Here is a 16,910-nt window from a genome sequence, read left to right as displayed (position 1 = left end):
CCCGACAGCTCGTCGGCATGATCAAAGACCACGCCGGGCGTACTGGGCTTCTGACCCGCCTGCGGGTCGTCGCCGACGGACGCAGGACGTCGGACTCGGATCAGGGGTGGGCCGCGCCGTCAGTGGTGGTGCTTTCCTGCGGACGAAGCGCGCTCAGCAGACTGTCGAGCTGACCCCAGGCCCGCGCACTGGAGATGTGGTCGATGTAGTCACGGGACTCGATGATGAGCCCATCGCGGATACGCATCACGAAGACACACGGCACCCGGAACGCCTCGCCTGTCTCGTCGACCCGCCCCTGATAGGCGAACTCGGCGACGATCACCTCCGGGTCGGCGGTGTCATGAATCGTCACGTCGACCGGCTTACGGTTCAGCGTCCGGGCGACCGGAGGCGGCGCGGTGAAGTGCTCGTGCAGCTCACTGCGGCTGAGCAGCGGAGGCGGGTCGAGCGGGTGGAACGGATGCGTGACATGGGTTTCTTCGGCGTACAGGTCAGCCAGGTCTTCGTACGGACCGTCGCAGACACCGTTCACCAACCGGAGGAAGGTTTCGCGTGGGCTGCTCATGCCGGGCTTCCTCCGAATCGGTGGATGTCACCTGGGGCATGCCGGGGACCACATCCGGGAATGGCCGGCATCCCATCGACGGCACCCTACCGACCTCAGCCCTGATCTGACTGCCCCGAAGCGCGGACGTATCGAGTGCGGCCATGAGTGCGTGCAGCGACCTTCCGGCAGGCGCCGCCGGCGGAGTGGCACCCTGGCCGGGTGGGGCGGCCCTGGATGACCTGTCCTACTCGGGCGACCTGTTGTACTTGTCGAGCGTCGCCTTGGACGTGGAGGCATCCCGGAACGTCAGTTCCCAGGGGCCGGTGTTGACGTCCATGTCCTTGCCGAACCCGACCCATTTTCCGGCCATCCGCCGGCCGGTGGGCTCGACAAGTAGCTGGATTGCGCCGTGATACCGGGCTCCCCGGTAGTAGCCGGCAGGATCGGTCTGCTCCACCCAGGTGCCGGTGACCACGGCACCGTCCACGGTGAGATCCATCGACAGCGACGATGCCGCCGAGCCGGGCAGGCTGCGCACGGTCAGCCGGTCGCCGTGCTGGAGCACGACCACGAAGTGCTGCCCGGCGAATGATTCTCCCCGGCCGCTGGAGTGGAATTGGTAGCGGCTGAGCCAGACGCCCTCGTACGACCCGTGGACGGCAAGTGGCTTGGGCGTTGGTGTGGCCAGGTTGGACATGGGCGACGTCAGGTCGTGCCCGCCGTGTTGGTCATCGACTGCCTGGCCATCGGGTATCGCGGCGAAGCCGAGCAGGGAGACCGGCAAGCCGGTGACCACCTCCAGGGCGCGGGCGTACACGGGCCGTGGTGCCGCGATCGCACCGGACTCCCAGCGCTGCACGAGTCTCTTATTGGCGTCGTTGGGCTCGCCGACGCGGCGGCCGGCGGCCTGGAGCGCGCGGGCGAAGTCGTCCTGGCTCATACGCATCCCGGTGCGGACCGCGCGCAGGGCGGTGTTCGGGGCATTCATGTTCGCCACAATAGCGCTGTGTCGCCCCAATGTCGCCAGGAAAGTGACCGACATGTCGCACTCTGTGCCGTCGCGGCCAGCGACGGTCTGGCGTCACTGTGGACGTTACGCGACGGCTGAACTTGCCGATGTGCCAGCAGTGGAGGTGATGATGTCCAGTTCTGACGACGAGCCGGTCAGTCGCGGCGAGCAGATAGACGCCGCCGAACGGGAAGAGGCCAAACGTCGTTTGCTCGCGCAGGCCGAGGCGGAGCGGATACCGGTGGGCGAGACGACTCGGGCCGTGCCGGATCGGCGGTGGCGTGATGGGCGGTGAGCCGGTGCCGATCGGCCGTCGGGTGGCGTACCTGCGGGTGCGGCGGAGGTTGTCGCAGCAGTCGTTCGCGGATCGGTTGGGTAAGTCGAAGAGCTGGGTGGACAAGGTCGAGCGTGGGGTCCGGTCCCTGGAGCGAGTGTCGACCATCCGGGATGTCGCGGCGGTGTTGCGGGTCGACGTCGCGGCGCTGATCGGTCGTGATGTGCAGCCCGCCGGGGTGACTGAGCATGGTGCGGGTGTGGCGCGGATTCGGGCGGCGCTGTCGGCGTACCCGATGGCTTTTGGTAGCCCGGCGGGCCGCGAGTTGCTGTCCGCCGATCGGTTGGCGCGGGAGGTGCGGCAGGTGTGGATGACCTATCAGTACGCCCGGTATCCGCGTCTGGTCGAGCTGCTGCCTGCGGTGGTGACCGAGGTGCACCGCGCCCACGTGCAGGGCTCGGAGGTCGGGCGGGCGGCGGTGGTGGAGGTGTATCGGGTGACGGCGGCGTTGCTGGTCAAGTTGGGGGAGGGGAGCCTCGCGTGGTTGGCCGCTGATCGGGCGGTGTCGGCCGCCGCCGGTGACCGGGTGTTGCTGGGCTGCGCGGCGGTGCAGTTGGGGCAGGTGTTGCGGGCGTCGGCGCGGGCCAGGCTGGTGATGCTGGCCGCCGCCGACCAGATCGTCACTGACACGCCGGAGGGGTTGTCGCTGCGGGGGTCGCTGCTGGTGCAGGCCGCCCTGATCGCGGCCAGGGCGGGTGACGACCGGGCGGCCGGCGACCTGTTGGACGAGGCCGCCGTGCTGGCCGCCCGGGTGGGCGACGGCCATGATCATTGCTGGACGGCGTTCGGGCCGACCGCCGTCGAGCTGGCGCGCGGGTCGCTGCCGCCGTGGAGGTGGGCGACGGGTCGCAGGCGGTCGCTCGGCACGAGGAGGCGATCGGTCGGGACGGGTGGCGGTGGCTGCCGATCGAGCACCGGGCCGCGCATCTGATCGATGCGGCGCGTGCCTACCAGCTGTCGAACGATCCCACCAACGCGGGGCGGGTCCTGGTGTGGGCCGACAGCATCGCGCCCGCCGAGATCCGCCACCGGCCAGCCGCACGGGATGTGGTCGCACAGGTCGCCCACGATCCGGACGCCCCAGCCACGATCATCCAACTCGCCATCGGCCTCGGGGTGCTGTGAGAGTGGTCGTGAGCGTCCGGCCGCACGGCTTACGCTGTTGCCGCCGGTCGGGTGCCGGGAGCGAAGCGGAACTGCGCTGCCTCCATCAGTGAGCGCCTGCGGGTGTTGTGGAAGGCCGCGACCCGCCAGCCCTCTGGTTGGCGTACCAGGGTGTAGGTCTGGATTTTGGCGAGGGCGGGCCGGCGGCGGCCCTTGTAGGTGTCGCCCCGGCCGACCACGACCGCGATGTCGGGGCCGAGGAACGTGGTGCTGAGAGTTTCCGAGGCCATCCGGGTGCCCTTGGTGAAGGCACGGAACAGGGCACGGTGGCCCTCGGTGATGTCGGCCCGGCCGCGGTAGAGGGTGCCGACGAATGTCACGTACGACGCGTCCTCGGTGAAGGAGCGCCCGAACGCGTCGGCGTCGGCGGCGTCCCAGGCGCGCGCGATCGCGTCCATGACCTCGGCGATCGCCGCCAGGTCGGTGCCGCGGTCGGAGTGGCTCATCGGCTTTCCTTTCGGGTTGTCGCCGCCGATGCCTATATTGGCTTCGTGCAGACAGAGGTTGCACGCATGCAATATCTGCACGCATGCAGAGATTAGCGTAGAAGGAGCCGTCCCGCCATGACCGACGCCACGCCACCGTCCGGTCTGCCCGAGGGTGCCCACGAGTCGTTCCGGCGCTACCTCGACGCGGTCACCGCGCACACGCAGGCCGCTGCGGACGCGGCGGGGCTGCACACCACCGACTGGGCGGCACTCAGCGTCCTGAATCTTGCCGGCCGGCTGGCCTCCGGCGAGCTGGCCGAGCGCACCGGGCTCACCACCGGCGCGACCACCCGGTTGATCGACAGGCTGGAACGGGCGGGGCACGTGCGGCGAACCGCCGACCCGGCCGACCGGCGACGGGTGCTTGTGGAACCCGTGCCCACGCTCGACGTGGACACCATCGTCGGCCCGGCACGGCAGCGGCTGGGCGAGCTGTTCCAGCAGTACCGACCAGAGGAGTTGGCGGTGCTGTTCGACTATTTCGACCGCGCTGCCGATGCGCTACTCGCCGCCACCCGCGAGGTGCGCGCACATGCGGCCCACCGCAGTGGCCTTCGGTCCTGACCACGTCGGTCACGAGGATCCAGGACCAACGCCAGACAGTGGAGAGCGGGCGTACGTCGCCGGTCAGGGAGCCGGTGCGGCGGACGCGCGCAGTGCCGCGGCCAGCCACTCGTACGGGAATCGCTCCGGCGGTACGTCGTTCACGGCGGTGACCAACTCCACGTACCTGTCGAATGGTCCCTCCGGCGGCATGCGGTCCCACTCCGCGCCCTTGCGCATCTGGTCCGCGGCCTGGATCCGGAACTCGGGCGTGTCCGGTATCCCCGGGCTGTCCGGTGTCGCGAAGATGCCGGTCAACCACTCCATCCACGCCTCGGCGATCTCCCGCCCCCTGGGTGAGTCCGGCGGCACCTGCTCGCGCGCCGCGTCCAGCACCGGCTGGCCGATCGCCGCGCCCGCTTCCAGGGCGTCCAACATCGGCGACGAGGTCATCAGCGGCCCGGCCCCGGTGGTGCACGCCTCGTGCAGCTCACGGCGTACGGCCTGCCGGACCTCGGTGTCCCGGACCAGCTCCGCCAGCTCGATCCACGCCTCCAACTGGGTCGCGGTGGGATGGTCGGGCAGCTGCGGACGGGCCGCCCGCCACCAGTCGACCATCCGCTCCGGCGGCTCCCAGCCGGTGGTGACCTCGGCCCAGAACTCGTCGATCAACCTGTCGCGTTCCTCGTCCGGCATGCCGACCAGCTTGTGCATCAGCGTGACCTGCTCGGCCGTGGAGTCCTGCCGCAGAATGGCCGACAGCACCGCGCGACGGCTGCGCAGGCGTGCCTCCTGCCGGGCCAGCAGGGCCAGGTGGGTGGCGGCCAGGTCGCGCAGTGTCGCCTCGCCGGCCAGCACCCGCCGAATCTCGTCCAGGCCGGCGTCGAGTTCCCGTAGCGTCCGAACCAGTTCCAGTCGGGCGATGGCCGCCACGTCGTACAGGCGGTGGCCGGCCGGGGTGCTGGCGGCCGGCGTGACGACACCGGCGTCCGCGTAGTACCGGACGGCGCTGACGCTCAGGCCGGTCCGCCGGGCGACGTCTCCGATGGGGTACAGCTCGTTCTCGTCCACGACGCCCACTATGCGATCTCAAGCGGCTTGAGACGCAAGCCCCTGGTGCCGCGGGAGATGGCCGCGCACGGTCGTCCTCAACTTGCGATCAACCTCGGGGTGCGGTGCGCATGAGGGCCCCAAGGTGAAGGTCAGATTGCGTGGATCGTGATGAGGTCTTCGAGGCCGGCGAGGTCGTCGGCGTTCCGGGTGTAGACGGCGGCGTCATGGGCGTGTGCGGTTGCGGCGATCAGTAGGTCCATCACCCTGGCACGCGGCTGACGGCCGATCTCAACGACGCGTGCCGCCAATCGCGCATAGCTGTCGGTGATGGCTTCGTCGATGGGAAGCGGATCAAATCGGCGTTGGATTGCGCTCAGTCGCGCCAGACGAAGTGCTCTCGCTTCGGCCGTCTTCGCAACGAGGACACCGAACTGGAGCTCGGCGAGGCTGACGACGCTGATGGCCAGTTCGCCAGGAATCGGGGTTACGTCGGTAGCGATGAGGACGCTGGTGTCGAGGATGCCGCGACTCACCGCTCAGCCCACGGATCGGTGATGGTGTCGTCGAGCAGGTCCCGATCGTCTGCCCATCCTGGGTCGGCTGGTTGGTCGAACACGCCGGCGAGATCGTCCCATTCGCGCCAGGTTCGAGGACTGACCGGGCCGAGCACGGCAGCCGGTCGGCCGGCGACGGTGATCGTCACGCGTTCACCCGCTTGCGCTCTGCGCACCAGGTCGCTGGCGTTCTGCCGCATCTCCCGCAGGCCAACTTCATGCATGGGCCCTACGGTAGCACTTGTGCTACCTTCCGTCGAAGGTCGTTGGCCTCACGCATCGGCTGACGCGTCCCGCAGCGGGAACGTGCGCCGGCTGCCCGGCGTCAAAAACGACCGATCGAGCGGTCCAGGAAGTCGTGGATCATCGGCGCGGCGACGTCGAGTTTGTCTTCCAGCAGGAAGTGGCCGGTGTCGAGCAGGTGGAACTCGGCCGACGGCAGGTCCTCGCGATAGGGGTGGGCGCCAGCGGCCGGGAAGACCGGGTCGTTCTGGCCCCAGATGACGAGCGTCGGTGGCTGGTGGTCGCGGAAGAAGGCGTGGAACTTCGGGTACAACGTGACGTTGCTGCCGTAGTCGTAGAACAGATCAAGCTGGATGTCCGCGTTGCCGGGGCGGGCGAGCTGCGCGTCGTCGTGGGCCCACCGGTCGGGGTCGAGCCGGCTGAGGTCCTTCACCCCCGCCGTGTACTGCTGCTTCACGGTGTCGGGGTTGAGAATGAACGCGATGGCCTGGCGGCGCTCGTCGGTCTTCTCGGCCCAGTAGGCCTTGATCGGATCCCAGAATGCGCTCAGGCCCTCTTCGTACGCGTTGCCGTTCTGCACGATGAGCGCGCTGACCCGTTCGGGCCCCTTGAGGGCCAGCCGATAGCCGGTCGGTGCCCCGTAGTCGAAGCAGTAGAGCGCGTACCGATCCACGCCGAGCTGGCCGAGCAGCCCTTCCATCAGGTCGGCGAAGTTGGCGAACGTGTAGTCGAACGACGACCGGTCCGGGCTGGCGCTGTGGCCGAAACCCGGGAAGTCCGGTGCGATCACCCGATACCGGTCCGCGAGCAGGGGGATCAGATGGCGGAACTGCGAGGACGCCGTGGGAAATCCGTGCAGCAGCAGAAGGACGGGACCGTCGGCCGGCCCGGCCTCGCGATAGAAGATGTCGATTCCGTTCACGGTCGTCGTGCGAAAGTGCGTGACCGGAAACTCGCCTTCCTGAACGGCGGCGACCGAGGGTTTCTGCGCAATGCCCACCATGATGGAATCCTTTCGGCATAAGGGAAAGCGGTGCCACCCTGGGGAATCGCTCTGCCGGGTCCCGCTTCGGTCAGCATCGCATGCGACCGGGGTGCGGTATGCCGAAATCGTTTATCGAATGCTGCCTACAGCAAATGGGTACGGAGGAAATCGAGCTCCAGCGGAAGCAGTCGCTCGGCGGTGCCGTTCGCGGCCAGGTGGGTGGCCCCGGTCAGCGGCAGCACGGCGTGCGGCCGGCCGGTGCTCAGCAGGGCCGCGGAGAGCCGCAGCGTGTGCGCGGCCACCACGTTGTCGTCGGCGAGGCCGTGCACCAGCAGCAACGGGCGGGTCTGGTCCGGGCCGGTGACCGGCTCGGCGGCCAACTCGACGAGCGAGTGGTGCGCGTAGACGTCCGTGCCGTCCTCCGGCAACCCCAGATAACGCTCGGTGTACGCGGTGTCGTACAGCGCCCAGTCGGTCACCGGCGCACCCGCGATCCCGCACCGGAACAGCTCCGGGTGGCGCAGCACCGCCAACCCGGCCAGCCACCCCCCGAACGACCAACCGCGCACCCCCACCCGCCCCATGTCCAGGTCGGGGTGCTTCCCGGCGAGCGCGGTCAGGGCATCGATCTGGTCGGTGAGGACCACGTCGGCCACCCGCCGGTGGATCGCCTTCTCGAACGACGGGGCCACTCCCGGCGTACCCCGGTTGTCGATGGTGACCACCGCGAACCCGGCATCGGCCCACCACTGCCGCTCCAACCACGCGGCCCGCGCCGCCACGACCTCCTGGTGCCCCGGCCCGCCGTAGATGTCCAGCAGCACCGGCAGCCGCCGGCCCGTCACGTGGTTGTCCGGGTAGAGCACCGCCGCCGGCAACCGCCGGTCGGTCACCCGTTCCAGCAGCGGCAGCGGCGAGTACGGCGGGGTGGCCGCCAGCGACCGCAACTCGGCGATCTCCTGGTCGCCGCGCCGGATCCTCCACCGCACCCCGGCGTGGTCCAGTGACGCCATCCCGACGGCCAGCACGTCACCGCCCACGGCAGCGATGTGCCAACCCGAGTCGGTGGTGATCCGGCGCGCGTCCACCCCACCGCCGATGGTGGTGCGGATCCGGAACAGGTGCCGCTCGCTCGGCTCACCATCGCTGGCCTCGACCAGCAGGTCGGCCGGGCCGGACCCGGCCGACAGCCGACCCACCACCCGCCGCACGTACAGCGACGGCGGAGTGAGCAGGGTGCCGTCGGCGAACAGGCACCGTGCGTCGTACCCGTCGTGTGCCAACTCCCCGCCGACCAGCACCCGGCCGTCCGGCAGGTGCGCCGGGGTGCCGGCGATCGGCTCGACCCAGCGCGGATCGGCCAGCTCGGCGTGCACCTGCGTCTCACCCGTGCGGGGGTCGACCGCCAGCACCAGCCCGTGCTGCTGCGAGCGGCGCAGCACGGTGATCAACGGGCTGCCCTCGACCCAGTTGACCGAGGTCAGGTACGGGTAGGTCTCCCGGTCCCAGTGCACGTCGACCCAGCCGTCGTCGAGGTCCAGCAGGTGCAGGCTGACCTCCGCGTTCGGGCCACCAGCCCGGGGGTACGCGACGGCGGTCGGCGGGCTGCCCGGCTCGGCCGGGTCGTGCAGGTGCCAGCGGTCCAGGCGGGACTCGTCGACCCGGGCGGCGAGCACGGAGCGCCCGTCCGGCGCCCACCAGTAGCCACGGAACCGGCCGAACTCCTCCGCCGCGATGTGCTCGGCCAACCCCCAGCTCACCCCGACGTCCTCGCCGGCCAGCAGGGTGTCGGTGCCGTCCGCCTCGATCACCCGCAGCTCACCCCGGCGCACACCCTCGCCCGCGTCGGTCACGTACGCCAACCGTTGCCCGGTCGGGTCCGGACGTGGGTCCAGCACCGGACCGACGGCGGCCACCTCCACCACGTCGCCGTGCACCAGATCCGCCCGGAACAACCGCCCGGCCAGCGCGAACACCGCGATCCGACCGGCGGCGTCCAGCGCGTACGAGCCGATGCCGGCGGCGCTGAGCCGCAGCCGCTCGCGCAGCGCGCGTTCGCCAGGCGAGAGCGACCGGACGTCTCCGCCCTCGCCGAGCAGGGTCGCCGGGTCGGCGACCAGGCGTTCCTCGGCGGTGGCCACGTCCAGCAGCCAGAGCGCGTCCGCCGGATCCTCCGGACCGGCCGAGCGCAGGAAGATCACTCGGGAGCCGTCCTCAGCCACGGAGACAGCGCGCGGCGCGCCGTGGCTGAACCGGCGGGTGCGGGCGGCCAGCTCCGGAAAGTCCACAGACCAAATCGTAGAGCGGTACGCGAGGTGATGTGGCCGACCTGGGCGGACGCGTCAGCGTCGGCGGGCCCCGACTGCCGGTTAGAGTGACCGTCGTGACGACGCTGCCCGACCGACGCCTGTTGCTGGTCCACGCGCACCCCGACGACGAGTCGATCGGCACCGGCTCGACGATGGCCCACTACGCCGCCAACGGCGCCCACGTCACGCTGGTGACCTGCACCCTCGGCGAGGAGGGCGAGATCCACGTCCCGGCGCTGGCCCAGCTCGCCGCCGCCGAGGCCGACCAGCTCGGCGGGTACCGGATCGCCGAGCTGGCCGCCGCCTGCGCCGCGCTCGGCGTCAGCGACCACCGCTTCCTGGGCGGGGCCGGCCGCTACCGCGACTCGGGAATGATGGGGCTCGAAACCAACGAACACCCCCGCGCCTTCTGGCAGGCCGACCTCGACGAGGCTGCCGGGCACCTGGTGGAGATCATGCGGGAGGTACGCCCGCAGGTGCTGATCACGTACGACCCGGACGGCTTCTACGGCCACCCCGACCACATCCAGGCCCACCGGGTGGCGATGCGCGCAGTCGAGCTGGCCGCCGCCGAGGGCTGCGCCCCGCGGAAGGTCTACTGGACCGCCATGCCGCTCAGCGTCCTGGAAGCCGGCATGGCGCACTTCGCGGAGTCCTCCGACAACCCGTTCGGCGGCATCGCGGACATCGCCGACCTGCCCTTCGGGACTCCGGATGCCCAGATCGCCGCCCGGATCGACGGCACCGACGAGCACACGGCCAAGGAGGCCGCGATGCGGGCACACGCCACCCAGATCCCGGCCACCTCCTGGCTCTACTCGATCGCCGGCAACTTCGGCGGCGAGTTCATGGGCGTGGAGTTCTTCACCCTCGCGGTCGGCGAGAAGGGCCCGGGCTTCGGGCCGTACGGCTGGGAGGACGACCTCTTCGCCGGGCTCCCCGAGGAGAAGGCACCGACCGGTTCTGCGCTTGGGGCTGGTGCGGGCGGGTCTGCGGTCGGGGCTGGTGCGGACGGGTCTGCGGCTGGTGTGGGCGGGTCTGTGGTCGGGGCTGGTTCGGATCGCTCTGCGGCTGGTGCGGGTCGGTCTACGGCCGGCGTTGGTGCGGGCCGGTCTGCGGTCGGTGCTGGTGCGGATCGGTCTTCGGTCGAGGACGCCCCGGATGACCGGTCTTCGGTCGCGGCGGCGGCTCTTCGGTGACTCTGCCCGCGCCGATGACGGTTCTGGACGGCCAGGATGCCCCGCCCCCGGAGGGGCCGCCGCCGCGACTGCTGGACCTGGGCCTGCGAGTGGCCGGCGCGATCGTCGTGGTGGTCGCCGGAGTGCTGAGCGGGGTGCTCGAACTGCTGCTCGCCACGGTCCGCGTCGGCGGGCAGCTGATCGGCGTCTCGGCACTGCTCGCCGTCGGCGCCAACATCGCGTTGAGCTGGTTCGCGTACGCGGCGGTCGGCCGCAGGTGGGCGGTTGCGCTGCCGGCGGTGCCGTGGTTTGCGCTGATGGTGGTAGCCGCCATCCGGACCAACGAGGGTGACCTGTTGCTGGCCGGCGACAACTGGGTCGGCCTGGCCATAATCGTGGCCGGTGCGATGACCTTCGCCGTGATGGGCTTCCGGCAGATCCTCGCTCCGCCCGCCACGCTCGGGCTGATGACGCCACCCAGGTAAGGGTGGTAGATATTCCAGCCAGGGATCTGAGCCCCGCGACGGGGCGTACGGCAGGAGGGCTGGCGATGGACAGACGGTGGCGTGACATCGGCGTGCTCGTGGCAGCACTGTTCGCGGTCAACGTGGTCGCCCGGCTGATCATCCGGTTCGGCTTCGAGGATGACGACACCGTCGCCGACCGGGTGTCGCTGGCGATGTTCGCGGTGATCGGGCTGACCCTGGCCGTGGTCGCCTTCCGCTGGGGTCGTCGCCGGCCACTCGCGGACTGGGCGGCCGACATGGCCCTCGTGGTGCTCGCGGCAATGGTGTTGACCGTGCTGGTCGGGCCCCTCCTGATCGGTCACAACCCGTTCGCCGGGGGCGCGCCGACGTTCTTCGCCCAGATCTGGCTGTACCTGCTCGCCTCCGGCGCCGGCGTGCTGATCGGCTACCTGGTGCTCACCGCGCTGGGGCGTGACTACCGCTCCTGGCAGCTCAAGCGGTACGCCGAGGTCAAAGCCGCCAAACCCCGTCGCGTCGTCCGCCGCTGACCCGCCCAGAAGCCGAGACCGAGCGCGCCGCTCGGGTGAGTGGGCCGTGCGTCGTTCGGAAATTGGTTGTGCGTCCTCGGGCGAGTGGGGTCTATGCCGTTCGGGGTCTATGCCGTTCGGGGGTGTGTGCCTCTTCGGGCAGGCGGGTGGGTGTCCCTTCGAGCAGGCGGGTGGGGTGTCCCTTCGGGCAAGTGGGTGTCTGCCCTTTCGGCCAAGTGGGTGTGTGCCCCTTCGGTCAAGTGGGTGTGTGCCCTTCGGGCAAGTGGGGCGGACGCCGTTCGGGTGGTGGGGTGCGTCGTTGGGTGAATGGGGCGTGCGTGGCCGGGCAACTGGGGCCTAGGCCGTTGGGCCCGGCCAGGGTGCCGTAGCTGGCCGTGCCTCCGGGCTTGTGCGCGCGTGCATTGTTGGGCTCGCCGCTTGATCAACTCGTCTTTCATGAAGTCGGGCTGTCCCGGGTGAGCGGATGCCCCGATTTCCTGTTGATCAACTCGGATTTCGTCAAATCGGGGTGTCCTAGGCACGTAGATGCCGCGACTTTCTGAAAGTCGAGTCGATCACGGTGCCGGGCTCGCCAGGTGCCGGGTTGGCCACGTGCCGGGCTCGCCACGTGTGCTGGCTTGCCGCGCGAGTCTGGCCCGCGCGTGGCTGGCCCGCGTACGTGCCTGGCCCGGGCGTGCCTGGCCCGCGCACGTGCCTGGCCCGGGCGTGCCTGGCCCGGGCGTGGCTGGCCCGGGCGTGGCTGGCCCGCGTACGTGCCTGGCCCGGGCGTGGCTGGCCCGCGTACGTGGCTGGCCCGGGCGTGCCTGGCCCGCGTGTGTCTGGCCCACGCACGTGCCTGGCCGGTGCGCGTGTCTGGCCGGCCCGTGTGCCTGGCCCGCGGGCGTGTGCGGGTTCGTCCCTCCGTGCCGGTTGGGGTCAGTGCGGGGCGACTCGGGTCAGGTAGGTGTGGTGCGTGGTGAAGCCCAACCGCCGGTAGAGCGCGACCGCCGCCGTGTTGTGCTGCTCGACCTGGAGGAACGCATGCGTCGCACCGGCCGACACGCCCCAGGCGGCCAACTCGTGGATCACCCGGCTGGCCAGTCCCTGACGGCGGGCCACCGGCAGCACCTCGATCAGGCTGAGGCCCAGCCAACGCCCCTGGCCGGTCACCGTGCCTCGGCCGACCGCCACCAGCGTGCCGTCGTCGTACACGTGGGCGAAGCGAACCTGGCCCACGGCGGTGAGCACGTGCCGGGCGGCGTCCGGCAGGTCGCCCTTGCGGCCGGCCGCGACGGCCAGCCACTCCGCGCTCGGCGCGGCGACCAGCTCGACGACCGCACTGCTCCACGAATCGGCATCCGCAACGGCGGTGTCGGGCTGGCCGGCGGTTGCGGGAATGGGGCGGGCGACCGGTGCGGTGCCGGGCGGTGAGCTGGCCGCTGGCGCCGGTAGGGGGAGCGGCGCGGTCTGGACCAGCACCGGCGGGCGGGCGGCCCAGCCGCGGGTGTCCAACTCGGCGCCGACCGGGGCGGCGAGTGGCAGCGGTGTGTTGATGATCGGTGGTTGGCCCTTTTCGGCGTACCAGCGTTCGACCGCGTCCACGGCGGCGGGCAGCGGTCGGTCGGGGTCGCCGATCGGCAGCGCCGAGTTGGCCCGACCGGTCCAGCCGTCGGCGGCGCGGAGCAGCCAGTCACCGAGTTGGCCCCGGGTCGGTGCCGGCCAGGCCTCGTCGGCTGCCCGTTCCAACGCCACGACCGCCGCGGCGGTTGGCCGGCGGGTGGGTGGCACCCGCTTGGCGCGGTGGACCTGTGCCACCGGGACCCGCAGTTGGCCCTGCGCGGTGGAGAGCGTGAGATGAGTCTCGCTCAGCTCGACCAGCTCGCCGAGGGCATCGGAGAACAGTGGGCGGCCTTCGCGAATCCCCACAATCCGGCGGACTACGATTCGGTGTCCCACATCCTGTTGTCGGAGCACGATCGACCCCCTCCCCGGCGAGATACTAGGCTCTTACCGTCGCGGGTGATCGCGGCGTGTCTTGCGGAGGAGAAGACCGGTGACCTACATCATCGCCGAGCCGTGCGTGGATGTGCTCGACAAGGCATGCATCGAGGAATGCCCGGTCGACTGCATTTACGAGGGCAATCGGATGCTCTACATCCACCCCGACGAGTGCGTCGACTGTGGTGCCTGTGAGCCGGTCTGCCCGGTGGAGGCGATCTTCTACGAGGACGACGTCCCGGAGCAGTGGAAGGACTACACCGGCGCCAACTACGAGTTCTTCGAGGAACTGGGCTCGCCCGGTGGCGCCTCGAAGATCGGCAAGGTGGAGAAGGACGCCACCTTCGTCGCCGCGCAGCCGCCGCGCGGCGAGGGCCACTGAACCGGTCCGCGCCGGTCTCGTCGCGACTGCCCGAGTTCACCTGGGACACCCTGGACGCCGCGGCCACGCTGGCCGCGGCGCATCCGGAGGGCCTGATCAACCTCTCCATGGGTACGCCGGTCGACCCGGTGCCCGAGGTGATCCGGCGGGCGTTGGCTGACGCGTCCGATGCTCCCGGTTACCCGCTGACCGCGGGCACCTCGGCGTTGCGGGCCGCGATCGCGGCGTGGGTGTCCCGGGCCTGTGGCGCCGGGGTCGACGGTCTCGGTGTGCTGCCGACCATCGGCTCCAAGGAGATGGTCGCCTGGCTGCCGACCCTGCTCGGCATCGGTCCGGGTGACGTGGTGGTGGTGCCGTCGATCGCGTACCCCACCTACGAGGACGGCGCCCGGTTGGCCGGCGCGACTGTCGTGCGCACCGACTCGCTGACCTCGCTGGGGCCGACCCCGCGGGTCCGCCTGGTGTGGGTCAACTCGCCCGGCAACCCGACGGGTCGGGTGCTGCCCGCGGCGCATCTGCGCAAGGTGGTCGACTGGGCTCGGGAACGCGGCGCGGTGGTCGCCAGCGACGAGTGCTACCTGCCGCTCGGCTGGTCGGCCGACCCGGTTTCGGTGCTGTCGCCGCAGGTCAGCGGTGGCAGCTATGCCGGGCTTCTGGCCCTGCACTCGCTGTCCAAGCGGTCCAACCTCGCCGGCTACCGGGCCGGCTTCGTCGCCGGTGATCCGGCGCTCGTCGCCGAGTTGCTGAAGGTGCGCAAACACGCGGGGATGATCGTGCCCACTCCGGTGCAGGCGGCCATGGTGGCGGCACTGGAGGACGAGCGACACGCCGAGGAGCAGCGGGAGCGTTACCGCGCCCGGCGGGAGGTGCTCGCCGCCGCGTTCACCGGTGCCGGGTTCACCGTCGAGCACTCCGAAGCGGGTCTCTACCTCTGGCTCACCCGAGGTGAGGACTGCTGGCAGACCGTCGACTGGCTGGCTCGGCGCGGCATCCTGGTCGCCGCCGGCGCCTTCTACGGTCCCGGCGGCCAACAGCACGTACGGGCGGCGCTCACCGAGTCCGACGAGCACATCGCCGGGGTCGCGGCCCGCCTCGCCCAGGCCTGATCGTGCTCCGGGCGGCCGAGCCGTCGGCCCGACCGCCCGGACGGTGTCAGTCGGCGATCTGACGGAGGACCCGCAGCAGGGTGTTCCGGCTCTGCTTCTCCAGCAGTTCGCTGCCCATCAGCTCCTGCATGGCGACCACCCGGCCGTCGTGCAGGGTCACCTCGGCCTTGAGCGGCACCTCCCGCTTCACGTCCACGGAGACGACCTCCTCGTAGGGCAGGAACGTGTGCCCGGCCACCAGCTCCGCCATCGGCACCGAGCCGACAAGCGCGCGTAGCCGCTTCTCGCCCTGGCTGGCCTTGCCGGGGTTGACGATCAGGACCAGCCCCCGGTCGAGGACGAGCACGTCGTGCTCCGTACCGTCGATCTTGATGTTGGCCAGTCCGCCGATCAGGCCGGCGTCCCGCCCGGAGACCCGGTCCTCCACCACCGTCGCGCCGGTGGGGTCGATGCCCAGCTCGGCCAGGCGGGCCAACGCCACGTCCAGGGTCTGCGGCGCGACGGCCAACTTGGCGATCTCGGCGAGGTCCCACGGCTGCCCCTGCGGCCCGACGAGCTGCGCCGGACCGGACCAGGAGAGCTGCCAGTGCGCCTGGCCGGAGCGGACGGCCGCGTTGTCGAGCAGCGTCTCCATCGGCCCGGCGAAGCGGGCCGCGGCCTCCTCGTGGGTCGCGTCGCCGAAGAACTGCTCGGCGAACTCCCCCAACCGGCCGGAGCGCACCAGGTCCAGCACCGTCGTGAGGCCCGGCTGGGACACGCCGGTGAACCGCCCCGCGGCCCGGTAGATGCCGTCCGCCCGCTGTTGCACGACGGCCGCGACCGACGCGGCGGTGAACTGCGCCCAGGGCAGCACCTGGCGGCGTCCGTGGTCGACGACGATCCCCTGCAACTGCCGTCCGGCGGTGGCGATGTCGGCGAGCAGCAGCGCGGCAGGCCGCTCGTCCGGCGCGACAGCCCCGGCCGGCAGGGCCGCCATCGCGGCGACCCGGACGCCGATCGGCGGGTGGGTGTCCCACGGCGAGGGATCCCGGTCGGGGGCGTTCTCCCGCATCTCGGCGATCTCGTCCCGCCGGGCGTGCAGCAGTTGACCGAAGCCGCCGAAGAGGTCGTCCGGCGCCAGCTCGGCGGACCAGCCCGGCTCGACGTACCGACGCGTGAAGAAGCCCCAGGCCGCGTCGAGCGCCGGCAGGGTACGCAGCGCGGAGGCCGCGGCGTCGTGCCCGGCCAGCAGCACCGAGGAGCGGTCGGCCTCCAGCTCCTGCCGCCGGGACGCGGCGTTGTCCACCATCAGGTAGAGCTTCGCGTAGCCCTTGAAGACCCAGCCGATCGGGTTACGCGGGCTGATCTGCTCCAGCGTCTCCGCGATCGCCAACCGGCCCCGGTAGGCCACCCCGCCGAGGCGGGTGTGCTTGCCGGAGTAGTGGCCCAGCTCGTGCGCGAGGACCGAGCGCAGCTGGTCGGTCCGCATCGCCTGGAGCAGCGGCAGCCCGACGTACAGGGCGCGCCGTCCGCCGACCAGGCCGAGCAGTCTGCTCTGCTCGGCGACCGCCGCGTTCACCTCGGGCACCAGCCGGATCTCGTCCGGGGCGCGGGTGCCGACCGCGGTGGCCAGCTCGCGCACGGTGGCCCAGAGGCCCGGCGCCTCGCGCTCGGTGAGGATCAGGCCGGGTGCCGGCTCGTTCCTCGTACGGATCGCGCGCCACAGCCCGACGGCCACCGCGCCCAGCGCGATGACCAGGGGCAGCAGCAGCTTCCCGGTGACGATCCCGTTGGTGTGGTCGAACAGCCAGACGCCGAGCGCGATGACGGCGGCGAGCTGGAGGAGCGCGACGACGTAGAAGCCGATCAACATGACCACCGAGGCGAGCGCCCGGTATGTCGCGGACATTTCGTTTCCTTCCCGCTGTAGCCCGCGTCGACGTGGCGGGCGGCGGAGCGGACCGTACGACGCTGATCTGAACCGGACAACCCCCTTCCGGTCCGGCCTCGGTCAGATCTACGATCTTGCGGTTCGTGACCG

The 16,910-nt window shown here is 71.0% G+C and carries 19 protein-coding genes; 9 read left to right on the top strand and 10 right to left on the bottom strand.

Annotated elements, in window-relative coordinates; translation table 11 throughout:
* Positions 1–100 precede the first annotated feature (100 nt).
* A complete protein-coding gene (locus ACGFIQ_RS12055) occupies positions 101–568 on the bottom strand; it encodes a nuclear transport factor 2 family protein (protein ID WP_393242869.1) in 468 nt (155 codons plus the stop codon).
* 226 nt (positions 569–794) lie between these two features.
* Positions 795–1,538 carry a helix-turn-helix domain-containing protein gene (locus ACGFIQ_RS12050; protein ID WP_393242867.1) on the bottom strand — a complete coding sequence of 248 codons (744 nt, stop codon included), beginning with the start codon at positions 1,536–1,538 and terminating at the stop codon, positions 795–797.
* A 52-nt stretch (positions 1,539–1,590) separates the two neighbouring features.
* Between ACGFIQ_RS12050 and ACGFIQ_RS12045 the strand changes: the two genes are divergently transcribed.
* Genes ACGFIQ_RS12045 through ACGFIQ_RS12035 form a run of 3 tightly spaced genes read left to right on the top strand, consistent with a single transcriptional unit; the run spans position 1,591 to position 3,018 of the window.
* Complete coding sequence (locus tag ACGFIQ_RS12045) at positions 1,591–1,854, top strand: hypothetical protein (RefSeq protein ID WP_393242866.1); 264 nt, start codon at positions 1,591–1,593, stop codon at positions 1,852–1,854.
* Entirely contained in the window at positions 1,844–2,824 is a 981-nt protein-coding gene (locus ACGFIQ_RS12040; protein WP_393242864.1) for a helix-turn-helix domain-containing protein, read from the top strand. The genes ACGFIQ_RS12045 and ACGFIQ_RS12040 overlap by 11 nt, the downstream gene beginning before the upstream one ends.
* On the top strand, positions 2,728–3,018 hold the full coding sequence (locus tag ACGFIQ_RS12035) for a hypothetical protein (RefSeq protein ID WP_393243218.1): 291 nt from the start codon (positions 2,728–2,730) through the stop codon (positions 3,016–3,018). The genes ACGFIQ_RS12040 and ACGFIQ_RS12035 overlap by 97 nt, the downstream gene beginning before the upstream one ends.
* 29 nt (positions 3,019–3,047) lie before the next feature.
* Here the strand turns inward: ACGFIQ_RS12035 and ACGFIQ_RS12030 are convergent, their stop codons facing one another.
* The gene (locus tag ACGFIQ_RS12030) at positions 3,048–3,503 is read right to left on the bottom strand and encodes an SgcJ/EcaC family oxidoreductase (RefSeq protein WP_393242862.1); all 456 of its coding nucleotides are present in this window, start codon (positions 3,501–3,503) and stop codon (positions 3,048–3,050) included.
* Between the two features lie 117 nt (positions 3,504–3,620).
* On the opposite strand from ACGFIQ_RS12030, the gene ACGFIQ_RS12025 reads away from it, so the two are divergent.
* Positions 3,621–4,109, top strand: a complete 489-nt coding sequence (locus ACGFIQ_RS12025; RefSeq protein WP_393242861.1) for a MarR family winged helix-turn-helix transcriptional regulator — start codon at positions 3,621–3,623, stop codon at positions 4,107–4,109.
* A 63-nt stretch (positions 4,110–4,172) separates the two neighbouring features.
* On the opposite strand, the gene ACGFIQ_RS12020 is transcribed toward ACGFIQ_RS12025, so the two are convergent.
* The 5 genes from ACGFIQ_RS12020 to ACGFIQ_RS12000 all read right to left on the bottom strand — a co-directional run bounded on the left by ACGFIQ_RS12020 (position 4,173) and on the right by ACGFIQ_RS12000 (position 9,211).
* Entirely contained in the window at positions 4,173–5,159 is a 987-nt protein-coding gene (locus ACGFIQ_RS12020; RefSeq protein WP_393242859.1) for a MerR family transcriptional regulator, read from the bottom strand.
* A 131-nt stretch (positions 5,160–5,290) separates the two neighbouring features.
* Positions 5,291–5,674: a PIN domain-containing protein gene (locus ACGFIQ_RS12015; protein WP_393242857.1), complete on the bottom strand. Its 384-nt coding sequence runs from the start codon at positions 5,672–5,674 to the stop codon at positions 5,291–5,293.
* Complete coding sequence (locus ACGFIQ_RS12010) at positions 5,671–5,919, bottom strand: type II toxin-antitoxin system Phd/YefM family antitoxin (RefSeq protein ID WP_393242855.1); 249 nt, start codon at positions 5,917–5,919, stop codon at positions 5,671–5,673. Before ACGFIQ_RS12010 ends, ACGFIQ_RS12015 begins: the two co-directional genes overlap by 4 nt.
* Before the next feature lie 101 nt (positions 5,920–6,020).
* Positions 6,021–6,941 carry an alpha/beta fold hydrolase gene (locus ACGFIQ_RS12005; RefSeq protein WP_393242853.1) on the bottom strand — a complete coding sequence of 307 codons (921 nt, stop codon included), beginning with the start codon at positions 6,939–6,941 and terminating at the stop codon, positions 6,021–6,023.
* Between the two features lie 125 nt (positions 6,942–7,066).
* A complete protein-coding gene (locus tag ACGFIQ_RS12000; RefSeq protein WP_393242851.1) occupies positions 7,067–9,211 on the bottom strand; it encodes a prolyl oligopeptidase family serine peptidase in 2,145 nt (714 codons plus the stop codon).
* Between the two features lie 86 nt (positions 9,212–9,297).
* Here ACGFIQ_RS12000 and mshB point away from each other — a divergent pair, with 86 nt between their 5' ends.
* The 3 genes from mshB (at position 9,298) to ACGFIQ_RS11985 (ending at position 11,425) form a co-directional block, all read left to right on the top strand.
* Positions 9,298–10,431 carry an N-acetyl-1-D-myo-inositol-2-amino-2-deoxy-alpha-D-glucopyranoside deacetylase gene (mshB, locus tag ACGFIQ_RS11995; RefSeq protein ID WP_393242849.1) on the top strand — a complete coding sequence of 378 codons (1,134 nt, stop codon included), beginning with the start codon at positions 9,298–9,300 and terminating at the stop codon, positions 10,429–10,431.
* Positions 10,432–10,445: 14 nt separating this feature from the next.
* Entirely contained in the window at positions 10,446–10,895 is a 450-nt protein-coding gene (locus tag ACGFIQ_RS11990; RefSeq protein WP_393242847.1) for a hypothetical protein, read from the top strand.
* Positions 10,896–10,960: 65 nt separating this feature from the next.
* Positions 10,961–11,425, top strand: a complete 465-nt coding sequence (locus ACGFIQ_RS11985) for a hypothetical protein (protein ID WP_393242845.1) — start codon at positions 10,961–10,963, stop codon at positions 11,423–11,425.
* 915 nt (positions 11,426–12,340) lie between these two features.
* Here ACGFIQ_RS11985 and ACGFIQ_RS11980 read toward each other — a convergent pair.
* Positions 12,341–13,378, bottom strand: a complete 1,038-nt coding sequence (locus tag ACGFIQ_RS11980) for a GNAT family N-acetyltransferase (protein ID WP_393242843.1) — start codon at positions 13,376–13,378, stop codon at positions 12,341–12,343.
* 79 nt (positions 13,379–13,457) lie between these two features.
* Between ACGFIQ_RS11980 and fdxA the strand changes: the two genes are divergently transcribed.
* Together fdxA and dapC are read left to right on the top strand one after the other, a co-directional pair.
* Positions 13,458–13,784 carry a ferredoxin gene (fdxA, locus tag ACGFIQ_RS11975; protein WP_091422126.1) on the top strand — a complete coding sequence of 109 codons (327 nt, stop codon included), beginning with the start codon at positions 13,458–13,460 and terminating at the stop codon, positions 13,782–13,784.
* Positions 13,781–14,890 carry a succinyldiaminopimelate transaminase gene (gene dapC, locus ACGFIQ_RS11970; protein WP_393243202.1) on the top strand — a complete coding sequence of 370 codons (1,110 nt, stop codon included), beginning with the start codon at positions 13,781–13,783 and terminating at the stop codon, positions 14,888–14,890. Before fdxA ends, dapC begins: the two co-directional genes overlap by 4 nt.
* A gap of 46 nt (positions 14,891–14,936) precedes the next feature.
* Here the strand turns inward: dapC and ACGFIQ_RS11965 are convergent, their stop codons facing one another.
* A complete protein-coding gene (locus ACGFIQ_RS11965; protein WP_393242841.1) occupies positions 14,937–16,778 on the bottom strand; it encodes a M48 family metalloprotease in 1,842 nt (613 codons plus the stop codon).
* Positions 16,779–16,910: the final 132 nt, after the last annotated feature.

The organism is Micromonospora sp. NPDC048898, from assembly GCF_043198035.1.
Classification (GTDB): Bacteria; Actinomycetota; Actinomycetes; order Mycobacteriales; family Micromonosporaceae; genus Micromonospora.
Note: the sequence above shows the minus strand (reverse complement) of the source record. Positions and strands in the feature narration are given on the sequence as shown.

Coding starts and splice junctions, on each gene's coding strand:
- ACGFIQ_RS12055 (WP_393242869.1), bottom strand. CDS start 568: ATGAGCAGCCCACGCGAAACCTTCCTCCGGTTGGTGAACGGTGTCTGC.
- ACGFIQ_RS12050 (WP_393242867.1), bottom strand. CDS start 1,538: ATGAATGCCCCGAACACCGCCCTGCGCGCGGTCCGCACCGGGATGCGT.
- ACGFIQ_RS12045 (WP_393242866.1), top strand. CDS start 1,591: ATGTCGCACTCTGTGCCGTCGCGGCCAGCGACGGTCTGGCGTCACTGT.
- ACGFIQ_RS12040 (WP_393242864.1), top strand. CDS start 1,844: ATGGGCGGTGAGCCGGTGCCGATCGGCCGTCGGGTGGCGTACCTGCGG.
- ACGFIQ_RS12030 (WP_393242862.1), bottom strand. CDS start 3,503: ATGAGCCACTCCGACCGCGGCACCGACCTGGCGGCGATCGCCGAGGTC.
- ACGFIQ_RS12025 (WP_393242861.1), top strand. CDS start 3,621: ATGACCGACGCCACGCCACCGTCCGGTCTGCCCGAGGGTGCCCACGAG.
- ACGFIQ_RS12010 (WP_393242855.1), bottom strand. CDS start 5,919: ATGCATGAAGTTGGCCTGCGGGAGATGCGGCAGAACGCCAGCGACCTG.
- ACGFIQ_RS12005 (WP_393242853.1), bottom strand. CDS start 6,941: ATGGTGGGCATTGCGCAGAAACCCTCGGTCGCCGCCGTTCAGGAAGGC.
- ACGFIQ_RS11990 (WP_393242847.1), top strand. CDS start 10,446: ATGACGGTTCTGGACGGCCAGGATGCCCCGCCCCCGGAGGGGCCGCCG.
- ACGFIQ_RS11985 (WP_393242845.1), top strand. CDS start 10,961: ATGGACAGACGGTGGCGTGACATCGGCGTGCTCGTGGCAGCACTGTTC.
- ACGFIQ_RS11965 (WP_393242841.1), bottom strand. CDS start 16,778: ATGTCCGCGACATACCGGGCGCTCGCCTCGGTGGTCATGTTGATCGGC.